This window comes from Paenibacillus sophorae (assembly GCF_018966525.1).
Lineage (GTDB): Bacteria > Bacillota > Bacilli > Paenibacillales > Paenibacillaceae > Paenibacillus_AQ > Paenibacillus_AQ sophorae.
In genome coordinates this window covers 1,230,376-1,246,447 of sequence record NZ_CP076607.1, presented here as the reverse complement: position 1 = coordinate 1,246,447, position 16,072 = coordinate 1,230,376, and the positions used below count along the sequence as shown (strand labels likewise).

At 53.4% G+C, this 16,072-nt stretch carries 16 protein-coding genes and 1 riboswitch; of the genes, 3 read left to right on the top strand and 13 right to left on the bottom strand.

Features of this window, described 5'->3' with window-relative positions:
• Positions 1–35: 35 nt before the first annotated feature.
• The 3 genes from KP014_RS05955 to KP014_RS05945 form a co-directional block, all read right to left on the bottom strand.
• Positions 36–1,004 (bottom strand): SDR family NAD(P)-dependent oxidoreductase, encoded by a 969-nt coding sequence (locus KP014_RS05955; protein WP_175491901.1) that lies wholly within the window; start codon positions 1,002–1,004, stop codon positions 36–38.
• A gap of 432 nt (positions 1,005–1,436) precedes the next feature.
• On the bottom strand, positions 1,437–2,345 hold the full coding sequence (locus tag KP014_RS05950) for a lipoate--protein ligase family protein (protein WP_246590648.1): 909 nt from the start codon (positions 2,343–2,345) through the stop codon (positions 1,437–1,439).
• On the bottom strand, positions 2,342–3,313 hold the full coding sequence (locus tag KP014_RS05945) for a copper amine oxidase N-terminal domain-containing protein (protein WP_036592411.1): 972 nt from the start codon (positions 3,311–3,313) through the stop codon (positions 2,342–2,344). Before KP014_RS05945 ends, KP014_RS05950 begins: the two co-directional genes overlap by 4 nt.
• A 163-nt stretch (positions 3,314–3,476) precedes the next feature.
• Between KP014_RS05945 and KP014_RS05940 the strand changes: the two genes are divergently transcribed.
• Positions 3,477–4,361 carry a CHAD domain-containing protein gene (locus tag KP014_RS05940; protein ID WP_036592412.1) on the top strand — a complete coding sequence of 295 codons (885 nt, stop codon included), beginning with the start codon at positions 3,477–3,479 and terminating at the stop codon, positions 4,359–4,361.
• 85 nt (positions 4,362–4,446) lie between these two features.
• Here the strand turns inward: KP014_RS05940 and KP014_RS05935 are convergent, their stop codons facing one another.
• Together KP014_RS05935 and KP014_RS05930 are read right to left on the bottom strand one after the other, a co-directional pair.
• Positions 4,447–4,773: a thioredoxin family protein gene (locus KP014_RS05935; protein WP_036592413.1), complete on the bottom strand. Its 327-nt coding sequence runs from the start codon at positions 4,771–4,773 to the stop codon at positions 4,447–4,449.
• A complete protein-coding gene (locus KP014_RS05930; RefSeq protein ID WP_051499710.1) occupies positions 4,763–5,170 on the bottom strand; it encodes a MerR family transcriptional regulator in 408 nt (135 codons plus the stop codon). Before KP014_RS05930 ends, KP014_RS05935 begins: the two co-directional genes overlap by 11 nt.
• A 212-nt stretch (positions 5,171–5,382) precedes the next feature.
• Here KP014_RS05930 and KP014_RS05925 point away from each other — a divergent pair, with 212 nt between their 5' ends.
• Positions 5,383–6,600 (top strand): MFS transporter, encoded by a 1,218-nt coding sequence (locus KP014_RS05925; protein ID WP_036592414.1) that lies wholly within the window; start codon positions 5,383–5,385, stop codon positions 6,598–6,600.
• A gap of 113 nt (positions 6,601–6,713) precedes the next feature.
• On the opposite strand, the gene KP014_RS05920 is transcribed toward KP014_RS05925, so the two are convergent.
• The 4 genes from KP014_RS05920 to KP014_RS05905 all read right to left on the bottom strand — a co-directional run bounded on the left by KP014_RS05920 (position 6,714) and on the right by KP014_RS05905 (position 9,250).
• Positions 6,714–6,899, bottom strand: coding sequence for a hypothetical protein (locus tag KP014_RS05920; RefSeq protein WP_036592763.1), 186 nt, complete (start codon positions 6,897–6,899; stop codon positions 6,714–6,716).
• A gap of 11 nt (positions 6,900–6,910) precedes the next feature.
• Positions 6,911–7,300 (bottom strand): YidH family protein, encoded by a 390-nt coding sequence (locus KP014_RS05915; protein ID WP_036592767.1) that lies wholly within the window; start codon positions 7,298–7,300, stop codon positions 6,911–6,913.
• Between the two features lie 64 nt (positions 7,301–7,364).
• Entirely contained in the window at positions 7,365–7,811 is a 447-nt protein-coding gene (locus tag KP014_RS05910; RefSeq protein WP_036592770.1) for a MarR family winged helix-turn-helix transcriptional regulator, read from the bottom strand.
• Positions 7,812–7,888: 77 nt separating this feature from the next.
• Positions 7,889–9,250: a voltage-gated chloride channel family protein gene (locus KP014_RS05905; protein WP_246590647.1), complete on the bottom strand. Its 1,362-nt coding sequence runs from the start codon at positions 9,248–9,250 to the stop codon at positions 7,889–7,891.
• Positions 9,251–9,297: 47 nt separating this feature from the next.
• Positions 9,298–9,357: riboswitch (Fluoride riboswitch) on the bottom strand.
• Between the two features lie 137 nt (positions 9,358–9,494).
• Here KP014_RS05905 and KP014_RS05900 point away from each other — a divergent pair.
• A complete protein-coding gene (locus tag KP014_RS05900) occupies positions 9,495–10,724 on the top strand; it encodes a stalk domain-containing protein (protein WP_036592773.1) in 1,230 nt (409 codons plus the stop codon).
• A gap of 157 nt (positions 10,725–10,881) precedes the next feature.
• Here KP014_RS05900 and KP014_RS05895 read toward each other — a convergent pair whose 3' ends face one another.
• The 4 genes from KP014_RS05895 to KP014_RS05880 all read right to left on the bottom strand — a co-directional run bounded on the left by KP014_RS05895 (position 10,882) and on the right by KP014_RS05880 (position 16,029).
• Positions 10,882–12,465 (bottom strand): response regulator, encoded by a 1,584-nt coding sequence (locus KP014_RS05895; RefSeq protein ID WP_036592776.1) that lies wholly within the window; start codon positions 12,463–12,465, stop codon positions 10,882–10,884.
• 30 nt (positions 12,466–12,495) lie between these two features.
• Positions 12,496–14,235 (bottom strand): sensor histidine kinase, encoded by a 1,740-nt coding sequence (locus KP014_RS05890; protein ID WP_036592778.1) that lies wholly within the window; start codon positions 14,233–14,235, stop codon positions 12,496–12,498.
• Between the two features lie 76 nt (positions 14,236–14,311).
• Complete coding sequence (locus KP014_RS05885) at positions 14,312–15,145, bottom strand: carbohydrate ABC transporter permease (RefSeq protein WP_036592780.1); 834 nt, start codon at positions 15,143–15,145, stop codon at positions 14,312–14,314.
• Positions 15,146–15,147: 2 nt separating this feature from the next.
• On the bottom strand, positions 15,148–16,029 hold the full coding sequence (locus KP014_RS05880) for a carbohydrate ABC transporter permease (protein WP_216700464.1): 882 nt from the start codon (positions 16,027–16,029) through the stop codon (positions 15,148–15,150).
• Positions 16,030–16,072 lie beyond the last annotated feature (43 nt).

The following is a 16,072-nucleotide window of genomic DNA, read 5'->3' as shown; positions in this document are numbered from 1 at the left end:
ATTTCATCTCTCCTTAATGATTAATCAATCAATAACTATTGTGCAAAAGATGCCTTGCTCTTCAATGCCAAAACAGTCGAAGTAATACCTTCCTGGAATGGCGTCGCGGTGATCGGTCCGATTAGTCGTTTGTATTTGTCTCCGCTTAGTGTCAGCGGATCTTCGGTTAGATAAAGCATCTCAATGACTTCTTTCATGACGGGCACGCTCATACCCAGCATCGATAAACCTAATTTTTTCAGTGGTATGACCGGCTTAACATGGCCACTTGCCGCTTGCGCAATCCGTACGATCTCCCGTCCCGATATGATCCCAGCCCCCGGTATATTCCAGTTCTGTCCGTAAGCGAAGTCTTTGCCTGCCAGCTCGGCAACCATGGTAGCTGCATCCGGCAAATAGACGAATTCGCGGGGAACATGCATGTTGCCGACGAAAAAAGCCATTTTCCCAGCAGCGATCGCTTCAAGGGTTGAACCTAAATACGAGGCTTCATTAGCCGTAGGCCCATAATAATCGGGCAAGCGAACAATCATAACTTTGACCTTGCTCCACCGCTTGCTGAACAGCATCCGTTCATAGTCCAGGCGGACTTTTCCTTTTTTCGTATGAGGCTGCTTGGGATGCTCTTCTGTGACAAGATCCATCTGTTTTCTCCCATAAGGATAGATCCCGTCAATCGCTACAACTTTAATCGCAAGCCGTTCTGCCGCCTCCATCACCGATTCGCCTAGCGGTATCAGCTTGTTCACCATCTCGTTATAGGGTACGTTCGCGCAATGGAACAATACGTCCGCGCCGCCTGCTTGAACTACAATATCATCAGGGCGCATTGCGTCCCCTACGGCAAGCGTCAAATGCGCGGGCTTTCCAAGCTTTCCTGCAAAGTGCTCCAATTTCTGACGCGAACGCCCAAAAGCAATGGTACGTATCCCCCGTTTGACCAGTTCTTCCGTGATCGCTGCTCCCGTTCCGCCCGTTGCTCCAATTACGATCGCTTTTTCCATTTTCATCGACCTCATTTCGTGATTAGTTATTGATCAATTACTAACTTAAATTCATAATATCATCTAGTTATTGATTGGTCAATCACTAAATGAGAAATTTTTATTTGGTTAATTTTTCCCCTTTTTTGTAACTATCCTGCGGCTCGCTTAACGCTGCTGCCAATCTAATTCTTTATTTTTCGAAGACAGGAGAACATCCCGGTGCATCCTCCCGAATGGAATCGGGATGTTCTTCGCCAATTTAGGGGGCATGATGAAGAAAATAATGTAAAAACCTGAAATTCTGCATCTTTTGGTCGCCTGAGAACGGCTACTATATCACATACCTACGGAAATAAAGGTATTTCCTCGCTCAGCTCAAATTCAGTCGGCACAGTCTCAAATTCCTGTATGACAGCGTGAACGGGACAGCCCGCATACCTATAGCGCTGCTCACTGGGCATACCGCTCGCGCAGCATTTTCGCCGCTTCCCGCACCCTTGGATCGCCGTACCCAAGGCGATAGCCGGTCGCCGCCTCCAGCTCGGAAGCCTTCACCAGCTCCGTGCCCCGGGCTGCCACCGCCTGCCGGACTCCGTCCGCGAACACGGCAGCCGAATCCGGGCCGCCTAGTTCACCGAGCCCGCCGATGGTTTCCGGCCGCACCAAAGGATAGTCCAGGCCCGAAGCGCCGCAGACGGCCTCCTCGTAGAAGCGGCGCACCAACTCGCCGCGCTCCCGCCCGGGGCCGCTCACAACGACAAAGGCATGCACAAAATAGGCGTGGCTCTGCCGCCGCTGGGCGATTCCACAAAACTTCCGGCCCCCGATGGACAGGTCGTAATCGCCGGGGCAGTAAGACCCGGCAACCTCTGCCGCAACGATCTGTGCGGCGGCAGCCGGGTGAGAGACGCCCGCCGCCTCCGCAATCAAGGCGGCAAGGAGGCGGAAATCCCGGTGAAAATCCAGTGTTCCCCGGCTCTTGGGCAAGATCAGGGAGACGTTGACGACTCCCGCATCCAGGGGAACCGCCGCTCCGCCGGAATGTCTGACCGCCGTGCGGATGCCGCGCGCTTCAAGGCTCTGCATCGCCTGCCCGGCGCACGGCAGGCGGCTGTCCCGGAGCCCGAGAGCCAATCCGCCGGGGTGGCTCCACAAGTGCACCGACGGAGGCACAAGCCCCGCGCCAACATTCCGGCACAGCGTTTCTTCAAAAGCGAAGGGGATCAGCATATCGCCGCCCCCTTCTCCTTCCGCCGCGCTGCCGGACAGATGCTCAAAGAGCGCCATGCGCCCGGGAAGCGTTCCGGACGGACCAGACTGCAGTTCGCCCATTCCGCTTGTTATGTTGCTTTCGCTCATATGGTCCATTGATCATGTATGATGCCTACAAGCATCCACTGCCCGCCTTCCTTAACGAACACAAGCCGCAGGCTCTGCCAGTCCATACCGGCATACTGCGGATCGAACCCGTCGTAATGGTATTCAACCAAGATGGCAGCCGGGTATACGCCCCGCGCATTATTCAGCGAATTGCCGGTGCCGATGGTCTGATTGTAGCCCATTTCCGGCGCTTCCGCAAAATCGGCGCTGTAAATGAATTTGTCGTAATACTGGGCAAACGTCAGCTTGATCGGATCGCCCGTTCCATCGTAGGCGCCCCAGGTTCGGACCGCCCCGTCTGCGCCTACCGCCGCGATATCGCCGCGGCTCAGTACGATGTCTTTTGAGGTGTCCACATAGCCGTAAGGCGAGAATCGGACGCCCCGGGAGGAGTGAACCATGGAGGAAAGAGCGGCCCAATCCTTCGCCTTCAGCGCCTGCACCGCAGCAGCGGCCCGCTCCGCAATGACCTTCTCCGCGCTGGCCGGGTCAAGCGGCAGTATTATTTGAGCCGTGCCTGTCTTCACGTTCCAGGATATGGTCGCGCCCATGCTCTCCACTACAAAACGCAGAGGAACATACACACGGCCGCTGCGGATTTCGGCAGGAACATCCAGAATGACGACCCCTCCATCCCTTAGCGCCCGGCTGCTGCCCGCCTTAATCTGCGCTTGATGCGAATCTCTCTTGATCGTAGCCGTGCGGGAAGCCGCATCCCAATACAGCTGCGCTCCCAGCCCTTTCGCCATGTCCCGAAGCGGAGCCATGACTCTTCCTTGCTTTACGTAAGCCTGAGATTCAAGCGTAAGCTTTACACCGTTAACCGTCACGGAGGTCATTCCGGCCGGGGAAGCAGCCTGCGCGGAAGGCGTTCCGCCGGTACCGGGACCCGCAATGAATACGGCTAATCCAAGGCAGACACAGACGGCTGTTAATTTTTTGAACATTCGTCTCACCCTTTCTGCAGCAGATATTTGTGATAGAATTAAAATATAGCTATTCAAAATTTAAGACGCTCTAAACACATAAATGGTTGCGCTATCACTATTGCTTGGGTTCAATTTCCACAGAACGGTCCCTGAGGCGATCATAAATTGGGAGTGATGACGAATGACAACCGATACGGCAACCCATAGTTCCGAGATAAGCGGAGCGAAGCAGTGGGAGCAGGCAATGGCGGAGCTGTATACAAGCTTTTTGGATCACGGAACAGAGGCGCTGAAGGACTTTGACGATGAGGCCGTTCATCAGGCGAGGGTAAGCAGCCGCAAGCTGCTGACGCTTCTGGCGGTTCTGGACCCCGGGCATACCTCCGGCCTTTATGCCATATTCAAGCAGGCCCAGAAGCGGCTAGGCAAGGTAAGGGATGCCGATGTGCTCATTCAGTCCTTCAAGGAAAGACGCAAAGCGGCCAAGCTAGGTGGCGATAAGAAGACCGCCAAGCTGCTGGGAGCGGTGATCCGGCATCAGAAAGCAAAGCGCAAACGGCAGCGCGCGAAGCTGGCAGATGAGTTGCCTGCGCTGATGAATGGCGAGCTCCAGGGCAAATGGGATGAATTTATTAACGAACGGCTTCCGGCTCTCGTTACCGATATCGACGTCAATATTGCGATGCGAGAGCTTGAAGCCGCTTTCGAGCAGCAGAAGAAACGGTGCAAGGAGATGTTCAAGCAAGAAGTCCCCGGTTCCCGGAAGGCTCTGGATGAACTGCATAAGCTGCGGATATCGGCCAAGCGTATCCGTTATACCGCAAACGCGGCAGCCTTCACGCTGGATCAGAAGTTTCACGCGAATGAAGCGATGTACAAAGACATTCAGTCCGAGCTTGGGGACATCACCGATAAGCGGGTTTGGCTGGATACCATGGAAGACATCGGCCGCAAGGAGCTGGACGCCAGCCGCGGGGCGTGGAACGCCTTTATGGAATGTCTTCAAACCGAGCTGGCGGATGCGCTTCGCCGGAACACTGTTGTCGATGTGCCGGATGCCATGTAGTACGGGTAGCGGGGTTGAATCATGTGGGCTCATGAAAAAGGCTCGCGGATGACCAACTGGCCATATCCGCGAGCCTTCGCTTCGCCTAATTACGCATATGTCTGCCCAGAACGCCCGTGTAGACCGATTTCGGGCTTAGGCCGACCAGCTTCTCCACCGGCTGCCCGCCTTTATAGACGATTACGGTTGGCATGCCCATAACGCCGGCTTCCGCAGCAAGCTCAGGCAGCTCGTCGCAGTCAACCTTTACGACGGATACTGCGTCACCGTAATCCCGGTCCAGTTCCTCCAGTATGGGCAGCAAATTCCTGCATGGCGCGCACCAGGCTGCTCCGTAATCGACAAGCACCAGACCGCCCCCCGCTACCTTTTCCCTCAGACCCTCAGGTGTTTCCGCATGTTTAATCGCCATTAGAATCATTCCTTCCTGCTTTAGCTTGAGTTTCGGTGCCAGACCCTTCCCGCTCCCGGCGGATGGAAGCCATCCTTTCCTCCAAATTAAGCTTGATCTGAGTCAACTGATGCAGCTGACGTTCAATCTCCTCCAGCTTGGATTCATACAGCGGCATCACCTCCGCGCAGAAAGCCTCCTTGTTCTTCAGCACGCAGTGCAAAAACCCCGCGATTTCCTCTGTCGTCAGTCCTAAGTTTAAGTACAGCTTGATCGTCTTCACCGTCTCCGCGGCAAGCGGAGAGTATTCGCGGTAGCCGTTGGCCAGACGGACCGCCGAAATAAGACCCTGCGACTCGTAATATCGAAGCGACCGGACGCTAACGCCCGTCAGTTTGGCAAGCTCGCCTATTTTCATTGCATTTCTCTCCGGATTATGAGAATGTTTAGGTTCATTATAGACCCTGACACTGGTGTTAAGGTCAACTACTTTTTGGGGTTGCCGGATCGCTCACGCTGCTGACATATTTGAGCAGAGATTTTCATTCAAATGGAATTGTCAAATTGACAAAGCAGCACTACGCCCATATTGTTGTTATAACTATTATTAATAGAAAGAAGAGATCGGATTTGGAGAATGAGGAACTTTTATGGAACCGTCATTTTTTAACTATCTGCTGTAGCAGCTTTTTCATTTTCATGACCTTCTATATTCTGATGGTAACGCTGCCCGCGTTCGTTCTGGAAGATCTGCACGGGAGCAAGCAAAATATCGGATTGGTAACCACCCTATTCGTCATTGCCGCCGTTATCATCCGGCCGCTTACAGGACGATGGCTCGACGAGGTTAACCGCAAAGCGCTTATGGTTGGCTCGCTTCTGCTGTTTGCCGCCTGCTCCTTGCTGTATCTGTTCATTCAAGGCTATGCCGCTCTGCTGGTGCTGCGCTGTATTCACGGATTCGCTTACGGCGTTGCCGCCACTGCTACCTCAGCCATCGTGCTTGACGTTATACCGGAGCGCCGGAAAGGCGAGGGGATCGGCTATTTCACTCTGTTCATGAGCCTTGCAATGGTTATGGGCCCATTCATCGGCCTTACGGTCACCGATCACGCCGGCTTCCGAATGTTGTTCATCACCGTCAGTGTCTTCGCCCTGCTCGCCTGCATCTTCGGCATTCTGACACCTGTTCCTTCCCATAAGACCCAGGCGCAGACGCTTGGCAACTGGAATATCAAGCGTTATTTCGAGTTCAAAGCCCTGCCGGTGTCCCTGTCCGGGTTGGTTCTGGCCTTCGCTTACAGTTCGCTGTCGACGTTCATCTCCGTCTATGCCAAATCAATCGGACTCGGGAACGTCGCCAGTTACTTCTTTATTGTATTCGCGGCCCTTGTACTGATCTCACGGCCCTTTACCGGCCGGCTGTTTGACCGCAGAGGAGCCCACGTTCTCGTCTATCCGGGCATCCTGTTGTTCATGGCGGGCATGCTCTGGCTCAGCCGGGTGTCTTCCGCTCCCGAGTTTCTGGCCACGGCAGGCCTGATCGGACTCGGCTACGGCGCCATACTCCCAAGCCTTCAGACATTAGCCATCCAAGCGGCCCCAAGCCACCGCCGGGCGCTTGCCACCAGCACCTTTTACGTTCTGTTTGATCTCGGGTTCGGCCTTGGCTCCTATTTTCTGGGCTTTGTCGCCGCTCAAACGGCTTACAATACGATGTATTTCACCGCCGGAATGATTACAGTCCTGGCGCTGATCCTCTACTACTTCCTCCATCACCGGGCGCAGAAGACGGGCCGGGGAACGGCGGGGGCGGAAGGTTCTCATCCAAACGCCCGGACGACCTAAAATGCGGAAGCGGCAGGGAGGATGGCTGCCTGAACGTAAAAAGCCGCGGAAATACAGAGGGCGCTGCTCCATACTGGACAGCGCCTTCTGTAATCCGCGGCTTTTCCATAAATTCATTTATTCTTTTTCTTGCCGCCCTTCATAAATTTCCACATCGCTAACAAGCAGCCAACCATTCCTATTCCGAGCAGGAGCTGCTGCAAGGCGCCGAGCATTTTCGATTCATATGAAGGAATTTGGCTGCTGATGATAATAAGTATAATCGAGACGGCAACCATGATGCCGGTTCTGTTCTTCACTGTGATCCTCCTTAAAATGGACTTCTGTAGAGCATTAACACGACCAGTACGATCAGCAGCATCTCAATGACGGTCAGGGAAATGAATACCATCCGGATGAGAAAAGAAGCCGAACGAAACTGCTCCTTGTTGATTCCTTCTCTTTTTCGCAAATAATCGCGGGTAGCCGCCGCTACCACGCCTCCGCCGAGCAGCACTGAGGAAATGCCCGCGATGGCCGCGACCATGTGCCCGACTCCGCTGTAACGGTTATCTCCAAACACGATGCCGGCCGCCAGAAAGCCAAGACCCACCAGGGCGACTGCGGTCCGAATCCAGGCCAGATACGTCCGCTCATTCGCCAGATGCTGCTGTGTGTATTTCGATTCCGATTCATTCTCCTGCGGCATCAAATCATTCATCCCCTTAATTATTAAAACCCTTAATCCATCATCAGATTGATGAATCAAGGGTTTAAGTCACGGTCTAGGAATCCGCCGAGCTTCCTTTGGCCTCAAGAAGCTGATTCAGCAGACTCTCAAGTTCCCGCCCCGGCAGAGCATCCAAAAGGACGGATTGAACGGTGCTGTACGCCCGGTCCACCTTCTCCTGGCCAATCGGAGTCAAGGATGTGTAGACGCTTCTGCGGTCCTCCTCGCAAATATGTCTTTTCAGCGCCCCGCAGCCCTTGGCCTCGAACCGGCTGACTAACCGCGACATCGCGCTCTGGCTCAGGCCAACCATGGATTCGAGCTGCTGCAGACGCAGCTTTTTCCCGGGTGCTTCGGACAAAAACAACAGCAAATAAAATTCCTTCAGGGACATCTGATGTCTTTCTTGCAGCGCTTGTTCCAGCCTGCCCGCCGTATTCGTCTGAATATGAGTAAGCGCCAGCCAACCGGACATAAGTCCGTTCGATTCCGCAAATTCCATATGGTAAATTCCCTTTCGTCTAAGACTAACTTTATTATATCATCCGCGCATTCTTTTCACACGGCGTATGCAGTTCTTTAACTTTTCTCCGAACCGGGAGTTCCCTTGTCCTTCTGCTTCCTAAGATCTTTCACAGCCGCCAAGGTTGTCCCTTGAGGGATCGGCAGGAGCTGGCTCTTGGATGTCCCGATTAGTTGAGAGGTGTAAATGCCCGTATGGCCCGAGAACAGATAACTGACCAGACATGCGATAAACATGTAAATGGCCGCGTCCGACCCGAATAACTCAATCCCCATCAGAAAGCATGCAATCGGGGTGTTGGTTGCGCCGCAAAATACAGAGATAAATCCGAGGCCCGCCAAAAAAGGAGCATACAAATGCAAAAATCCGGACAGCGCGTTCCCCAGAGTTGCTCCGATTGCGAACAAAGGAGTCACCTCGCCTCCCTGAAATCCGGCGCCCAAGGTAAGAGAAGTAAAGACCAGCTTGCCCAAAAAAGCGAACGGAGAAACGGTCTCCGTAAAAGAGCTCTGAATAAGCGGAATGCCTAGCCCCAGATAATCCCGGGTTCCCAGCAAATAGACCAGACCGATGATGACCACGCCGCCCACCGCGCTTTTCAGCATAGGGTTCTTGAACAGCTTGGTGTACCCTTTTTTCAGCGCATGAGTCAATTCACTGAATGCAATACTGGTCAGCCCGAACAGGATCGAAGCGAGTACGACCTTAAGGACGACGATCCACGTTAAACCGGGCACTTCGCCGATATGGTAATGAGTATGGGAAACGCCCCAGAACGATGTCGTGACCAAATTTCCCGTAAAAGCGGCCACAAAAGCCGGAATCAGCGCCTCATGACTGATCAAGCCGATCGCAAGCACCTCAAGGCCAAACACCGTGCCCGCCAAAGGTGTCCCGAAAATTGAGCCGAACCCGCCGCTTATGCCGCAGATCAGCAGGATTTTGCGGTCGAGGGACCGGACGCGGAGTATTCTGCCGAACCATTCGGCCAGGCTGCCGCCCATTTGCACGGCTGTACCCTCACGGCCCGCAGACCCTCCGAACAAGTGGGTGATTAAGGTTCCGAATAAGACGAGCGGCGCCATCCGCAGCGGAATCGTCTCGTTGCCATTATTGATTTGTTCAAGAATCAGGTTGTTTCCCTTCCCGCTGTTCTTGCCGACCTTGAGGTAGAGGAAGCTGACCAGCGCCCCGCCGAGCGGAAGCAGAAACAGCAGCCAGGGGTTGGCCATTCTCAGATCGGTCACATAGTCCAGACTTTTCAGAAAAAACGCGGAGGCCGTGCCGGAAAGTATGCCCACACCGCTCCCGAGAGCCACCCATTTGAGCAGCGTGACTGCAAGAGCGGCAAATCTCCATTTTTCGCTCCACAGCGCCCACTTTTGTCTTGCAGCATTCATCTTCTTCTTTCCCTTCATTTAGAAAATATCCATAAAAAACAGACTCCTACCAGGGAAGTGAAAATCCTCTGGTAGGAGTCATCAGCCTCGCGGCGGTTACGGCGAACTCCATCGCCCCGTATTAGTTAGGTCGATTCTAATTCATTTTCGGACGGTCGTCAATGAGATAACTTATAACAGAAACTTAAACACGCAGCAAAACCATTTCGCTTTTTCTTAGTCTAACTATACATAATGAATCAATTTACAAGGTGATGAACACATGACGATACGTAAAAACGCGCTGCTCTCCATCCTCGCCCTGTCCCTGTTATATTCAGCCTCCGCTCATGCGGAGAATGCGGCCAAGCCGGACAGCCAGCCGGCTGAAACAGCCTCCCGTCCGGCCGGGACCGTTCAGGCTGCTCCGGATGCCGAGACTGCCCTGCCGTCCCAGACGGCTCCCGCGCCGGTATCCATCTATTTGGACGGCTCGCTGCTTCAGACCGAGGCAGAGCCAGTTAATGTGAATGGCACACTGCTCGTTCCCATGCGCCGCCTGTTTGAGGGGCAGGGGGCCAAGCTGTCCTGGAGCAATACAGACAAGACGGTTACGGCAACGAAGGACGGCACGACTCTGACCTACCGCATCGGGGATCTTACCGCCACGGTGAACGACCGGACAGTGCAGCTGAATGCGCCCGGGCAAATATCCGGGGGATATACCATGGTTCCGCTGCGCTTCGTCAGCGAAGCTCTTGGCAGCACCGTTACCTGGGACCAGGCGGCACGTTCTGTCCAAATCACTACGATGACCTTCGAGACGACCATCCGGTGGGGCGTCAATCTGCGCAGCTCGCCGGGCTCGGGCAGCAGCTTGCCGGATGCGGCAGGCCCTTCGCTGAAACTGGTTAGCCGTTCAGCGGATGCGGGCGGCCTTTCGCCAGTTTCAGACGCCAGTTCGCCGGATGCGGGCGGCGGCTTAGACATTCTGGAGCTGCTGCCCACGGGATCGAAAGTCCATGTTGTGCGCGAAGTGGACGCTTTCTGGCTGGAGGTGCGGACCCCGGATAACCAGACGGGATACATATCCGCGAAACCGAAGTATACCGACTATATCAGCCCGTCCCTGACCGACAAGCAGACAGACGAGCTAATCACCTACGGCGAGACCTTTCTTGGCACACCGTATGTATTCGGAGCTTCGCCGGATCAGACAGGCAGCTTCGACTGTTCTTCCTTTGTAAAGCGCGTCTTTCAGGATACGCTCGCGATTGATCTTCCCCGCGTGTCCTACGATCAGGCCAAGGCAGGCAAGGAGGTCGGGTTGGACGAGCTGCGCAAAGGCGACCTGCTGTTCTTCAGCGCACGCGATTTGAACATAGGACATGTCGCCATCTACGCGGGGGACAACCAGCTGCTGCATACCTATTCGGAGAAATACGGCGTCCGCACCGAAGCCTTCAGCGACTATTGGAAGAAACGGTTCGTGACGGCGCGGCGGGTGTTTTAGCGGGTGTTTTAGCTGGCGCCTGTGCATGCGATATCTACTAGTCCATAATGGTTCTTCCGGATATAGAAAGGCCCAATGAACATGCCGTCACCTTCGCCCGGCCAACTGAATCCGGATCCAAATGATCGATGCTTAGATTGCAGCCTACGTAATGTCCTTAGACGAAACGGCTTCCTTCGACTCTGATCATATGATCCTCTCTGTACTGGCCGGGGCTTACGCCTACATGCTTCTTGAACACCTGGCAGAAATACCGCTGGTTATCGTAGCCGACATGCTGCGAGATTTTAGAGATTTTGAAGCTGCTCTCCCTCAGCATCCGTTTCGCCTGCTGAATACGCAGCAATGTGATATATTCAAGAATCGTCTGCCCGGTCGATTTGGAATATAAGTGGCTGACATAGGATGCGTTAAGGTCGAACCGCTCCGACAATTGGTCGAGCTGGATATTTTCATGATAGTGGGATTCCAGATAAGCCTTGATTTCTTGAACCACCTTTTCCTTCAGGGTCGTCTTCGTTACATTTAGATAAAACTGTACACCCTGCGCACAATCGTGGCACTGTTTCTGCAATGACGCCCAATCCGGCGCTTCCAGCATCCCTTCAATCAGCCGCGTGCGGTCTCCGATCACGCTCTCGATTTTGATTCCATAGTCCCGCTCGGTCAGATCGAGCAGCCGGTTCACCCACTGAATGCCGGTCTTCTTCAGGGAAACGGGAGCCATCCATCGCTCCCTCCCCCACTCCGTCCAGCGTTCGAGCAGCTCATCAAACTGTTTTTGTTCGTAACGGGTAAAAGATTCAATCTGCTCAGACCAGTCGGAGAGCCATCTTTCGGAAGCGCAGACAATCTCCGGCCAACAGTTCCCGTCCGTTACCGGAACGCCGAAGAACAGACCCATTTGACAGGCCTGGTCCGCCGCCAGAAAAGAGCGATGCGCATCCATGACTCCGCTTACAACCGGGCCGATTCCAAATGACAAGGCAAGATCGTCCGCGTCCGGGGAGCCGCAAGTCGAGAACGCTGCGGCCGCAGCCATCAGAATTTCGGGTAAGGACTCGGATTCCTCCAGCACGGCCATGCATAACAAGATGACTTTCTGCTGCTCGTAGAGCAGCTCCACATCGATTCCGCGATTCGCCAAAAAGCTGAGAAGGGCATCCGTAACGCCATTGTTCTTCATCCGTTCGAGCCAAAGCGCCGCCGGGCTTCCGATCACGATGGCCGCAAACTGGTCATATCGTTCGTACGGCTTCTGATCGAACGACGGACGTTTGGCATGAACGATTAGATCGGTGAACACCGCCCGATCCAGCGCTTTGGCAATTCGCAGCTCCGGGCGATTTCCCGCCGGGTCCCTTTTACGCTCCAGACGCTCAATCGCCCTTAAGACGGTCCGGGACACTTCCTCAAGCTCGGCCGGCTTGATCAAATAGTCCACCGCCTCCAGCTCAATCGCTTCTTTGGCGTATTCAAACTCGGAATACCCGCTCACGATGATACACTCCGCTTTGCAGCCTCTTTCCTTCAAGGCGCGGATCAGCTCCAGCCCGCTCATGCCGGGCATACGAATATCCGTCAGGACAACGTCCGGGTCGGACTCCAGAATCCGTTCCAGCGCCTGCTTGCCGTTGTTGGCCGTTCCCACGATCCGCACCCCGGAGGCGTTCCAGTCAATCATGGTTGATAGCGTTTCCACCACAAGCTGTTCATCATCCGCTATAAACAGTTTATACATGATGTGTCCCCCCACCTTCATAGCCAGATGTTAATCGATGATGCCGATCTCAAGGGTAACTTTGGTTCCGGCGCCCGGAACGCTGTCAATGCGAATCCCGCGGTCTTGACCGTAATGCAGTTGGATTCTCTCCTGTATGTTTCTTAAAGCATATCCTCTCGGCCGCATACCCGCAGCATCGAACCCGACTCCGTCATCCTCGACCTCGAATACCAGCGTCTCTCCTTCTCTGCGGCCCCGAATGGCGATGTTCCCTTTATCCTCTTTTAACTCGATTCCATGAAAGATCGCATTCTCGACCAGCGGCTGGATCAGGAGCTTCAGCATGCGGATCTGCTCGATTCCCGGCTCCAGGTCAATGGCCACCTCAAATTTTCCGTTATAGCGGATGTTTTGAATCTCCAGATAATTCTTCACCTGGTCGATTTCGTTGCCGACAGTCGTAATATAATCCCCGTTGTTCAAGCTCAATTTGAAGAAATTGGACAGGGACATGACCATTTTGGAAATATTCTTGGCGCTAATTCGCTCCGCCATCAGATAGATGGAATTCAGTGTATTGTACAGAAAATGCGGGTTGATCTGACTTTGCAGCGCATGCAGCTCCGCCTCCTTCTCCTTCAGCTTGGCTTCGATCAGTTTGTCGGATAATTCGCTGTTGGTGCGGAAGGTTCGCAGGAATTGATTGCCGATCTTCCCGATTTCGTCCTTCTCCTCAAAGAGGATGCCTTCGATTTCCTCCCGTTTGGCTGCCTTTCGGGCGACGGAGGAGAGCAGGGTCAACTGCTTGGTAATCCGTTTGGAGATCAGATACGAACCATAGGCAGCAAGCAGGAAAGCCACCAGTGTCAAGGTAAGCGTAACATTGCGGATCAGGACGACTTCCGAATTGATGTTGGAATAGGGGATCATGCTGACCACCTTCCACCGGGTCCCCGGATTCGTATCGAAGGTGACGACATACCGTTCTCCACCCACCGTATCGATGCGGGTGCCACGTTCAGGCAGATCGTAGAGCAGGTTCAGTTCCTTTTGCGGAATCTGCTGTAAATCGGCGGTCCGGGAATTGTAAAAAATGACTTGGTTCTGATCCAGAATCATCAGATGCCCATTCTCCGCATTCGTGATGTCTTTGAACATTTCGTCGAATACCCGCCTGTCGATGGAGATAATCAGCATGCCGATCGGTTCGAGCGTATCCAGGTTGTTTAAGCGTTTACCGTACAGCAGCAAATCCGGACTATTTTTGACGAGACGGACCTCATCGCTGTTCAGCCACAATCCCCGGCCCCCCATGTCGCTCACCTGCCGATACCATTTCGACCGGGAGACCGCCTGATAAATATGATCGTAAGTGAACCGGTCCCACTGGTTCGTGACGATCAGCTCCCTTTGCTCACTGCCGACGTACACATAACGAATATACGATTTGTTGTTGGAAATATTGACGATCAGGTTCCGGGTGTCATTCTGGAGGTCGTAGATTTTTTTGAATTCGTGCTTGTCATAAGAAAGGAAGTTCTGTACGTCGCGTGAAGACAGCATCAGCTTCGAAATCGTCTCGACGTCATTCACGAAGGTCTGGATATTCCAGTTGATGGAGCCGAGCAAATTGGAGGTGGTGTCGGACACCTTGTTCTCAGCCACTTTGCTCAAATAGACAAAGGTCAAGGAGGCAATCAGGACAAGCGGCAGCAGGGAACAGCCGATGGACAAAATGATGATTTTGCTCCGAATGCTGATCGACAGGAACGGCCGGGTTATTTTCATGAAAAAGTCCCTCTGTCCGAAGAAAAGTATAATACCTGTACTTTCAGTATACCTTTGCCCGGGGGCGGATGGTAGATCAACCTTTGGTTGCACCTGCGGTCATGCCGGAGATCACGCTTTTGTTAAAAATGAAGTAGACCAGCATGGTCGGAATTGTTGTGATGCTGATAGCAGCATAGGTCGCTCCCCAATCCGTTAAGCCGTACTGGCCGATGTAATCCATCAGACCAACCGGGATCGTCCGCGAGCTCAGGTCGTGAATGAAGGTATTGGCGAAGATAAACTCATTCCAGATAAAAATCAGATTCATGACGACAACCGTGACGATCGTATTGCGCGACAGCGGGAAAATCATCCGCCAGAACACCTGATAAATCCCGCAGCCGTCCATGACGGCGGCCTCCATAATCTCGTTCGAGATATATTTGTAAAAGCTTACGAACAGATAGATCGAGATCGGCAGCGCAAATCCCACCTGAGGCAAAATGAGGGAAGTGAGCGTGTTGATAATCCCCGTTTTGTTATACAGAATAAACAGCGGAATAAGCACGACCTGGATCGGGATCATGATACCGCACAAGAACAGGAACAGCACGCTTTGGGCCCATTTAAAACGCATCTTCTCGATCACGAACGCGGCCATTGCGCTGAACAGAATCACCAGAACGATGGTCGTCACGGCGACGATGAGGCTGTTGGAAAAATAAGTGCCCAAATTCCCTTTCCGCCACACGCTGAGATAATTTTCGAAGGTGAACTTGCTGGGCAGGCTGAGCGGATTACTGCTTGAAAAATCGGTGGGCGCCTTGAAACTGGAGATGAACACCCACACGAGCGGGTACACTTGAATGATAAGCAAAGCGAAGGAAATGACCGCCAGAAACGCCTTGGAATAGCGGGAATAGTTCATTGTCAGGTCTCCTTACTCTCCATCATCCGTCTGATAAAGGCGACGGCAATGAGGCTTTCTATGACGATAAATACGGCCATCGCGCTGCCGTAGCCGAAGTCCAGACTGGAGAATGCGGTTTTGTACATATAAGTCGGCAGCAGCTCCGTTACCCGCCCCGGTCCCCCATTCGTCATGAGATACGGGATATCGAACCCTTTTAGAGCACCGGTAGTAGCCATAATGATCGAAACCGTCAGCACCGGCTTAATCAGCGGCATTTTTATCGACCAGAACAGGTCCCAGGAAGAAGCCCCGTCAATTCTAGCCGCCTCCTCGATATCGGAAGGAATGGACAGAAGCGCGGTATACAAAATGATCATATAAAGGCCGATATAACGCCAGCCTTCGGGCACCGATACGGCGCCTAGCGCCCATTTCAGGTCGGACAGCCAGGGCTTGCTCCACGCTCCCAAACCGAGCTGCTGCAGAATAAAGTTCAACATGCCGACCGGCTCGAACGAGTATACGCTTGTGAACAGCTGCGCTATGGCTACCGAGGTGATAATCGCGGGGGCGAAGTACAGCGTTTTAAACAATTCCCTGCCTTTGGTGATGCTGGTCAACAGAATGGCAACCAACAAACCGAGAAACACCTGCATGGCCACAATTATGAAAACATAGATCAGGTTATTGCTGAACGCCTTCCAGAACGTCTTGTCGCCGCCAAACATTTTGGTGTAATTATCGAGGCCGATATAGACCATATCGGAAACCCCATCCCAGGAGAAGAAGCTGAAATACATCGACCAAAGGATGGGAGCCAGAACGGTGAACACATACACCAGCAATGCCGGCAGCAGGAAGACGAGAACGGCTTTGCGATTGCGGAGGATTTTATCCATACCCTAGCTCATTCCCCACTTTATTATTTTTCCGCTGCATTCC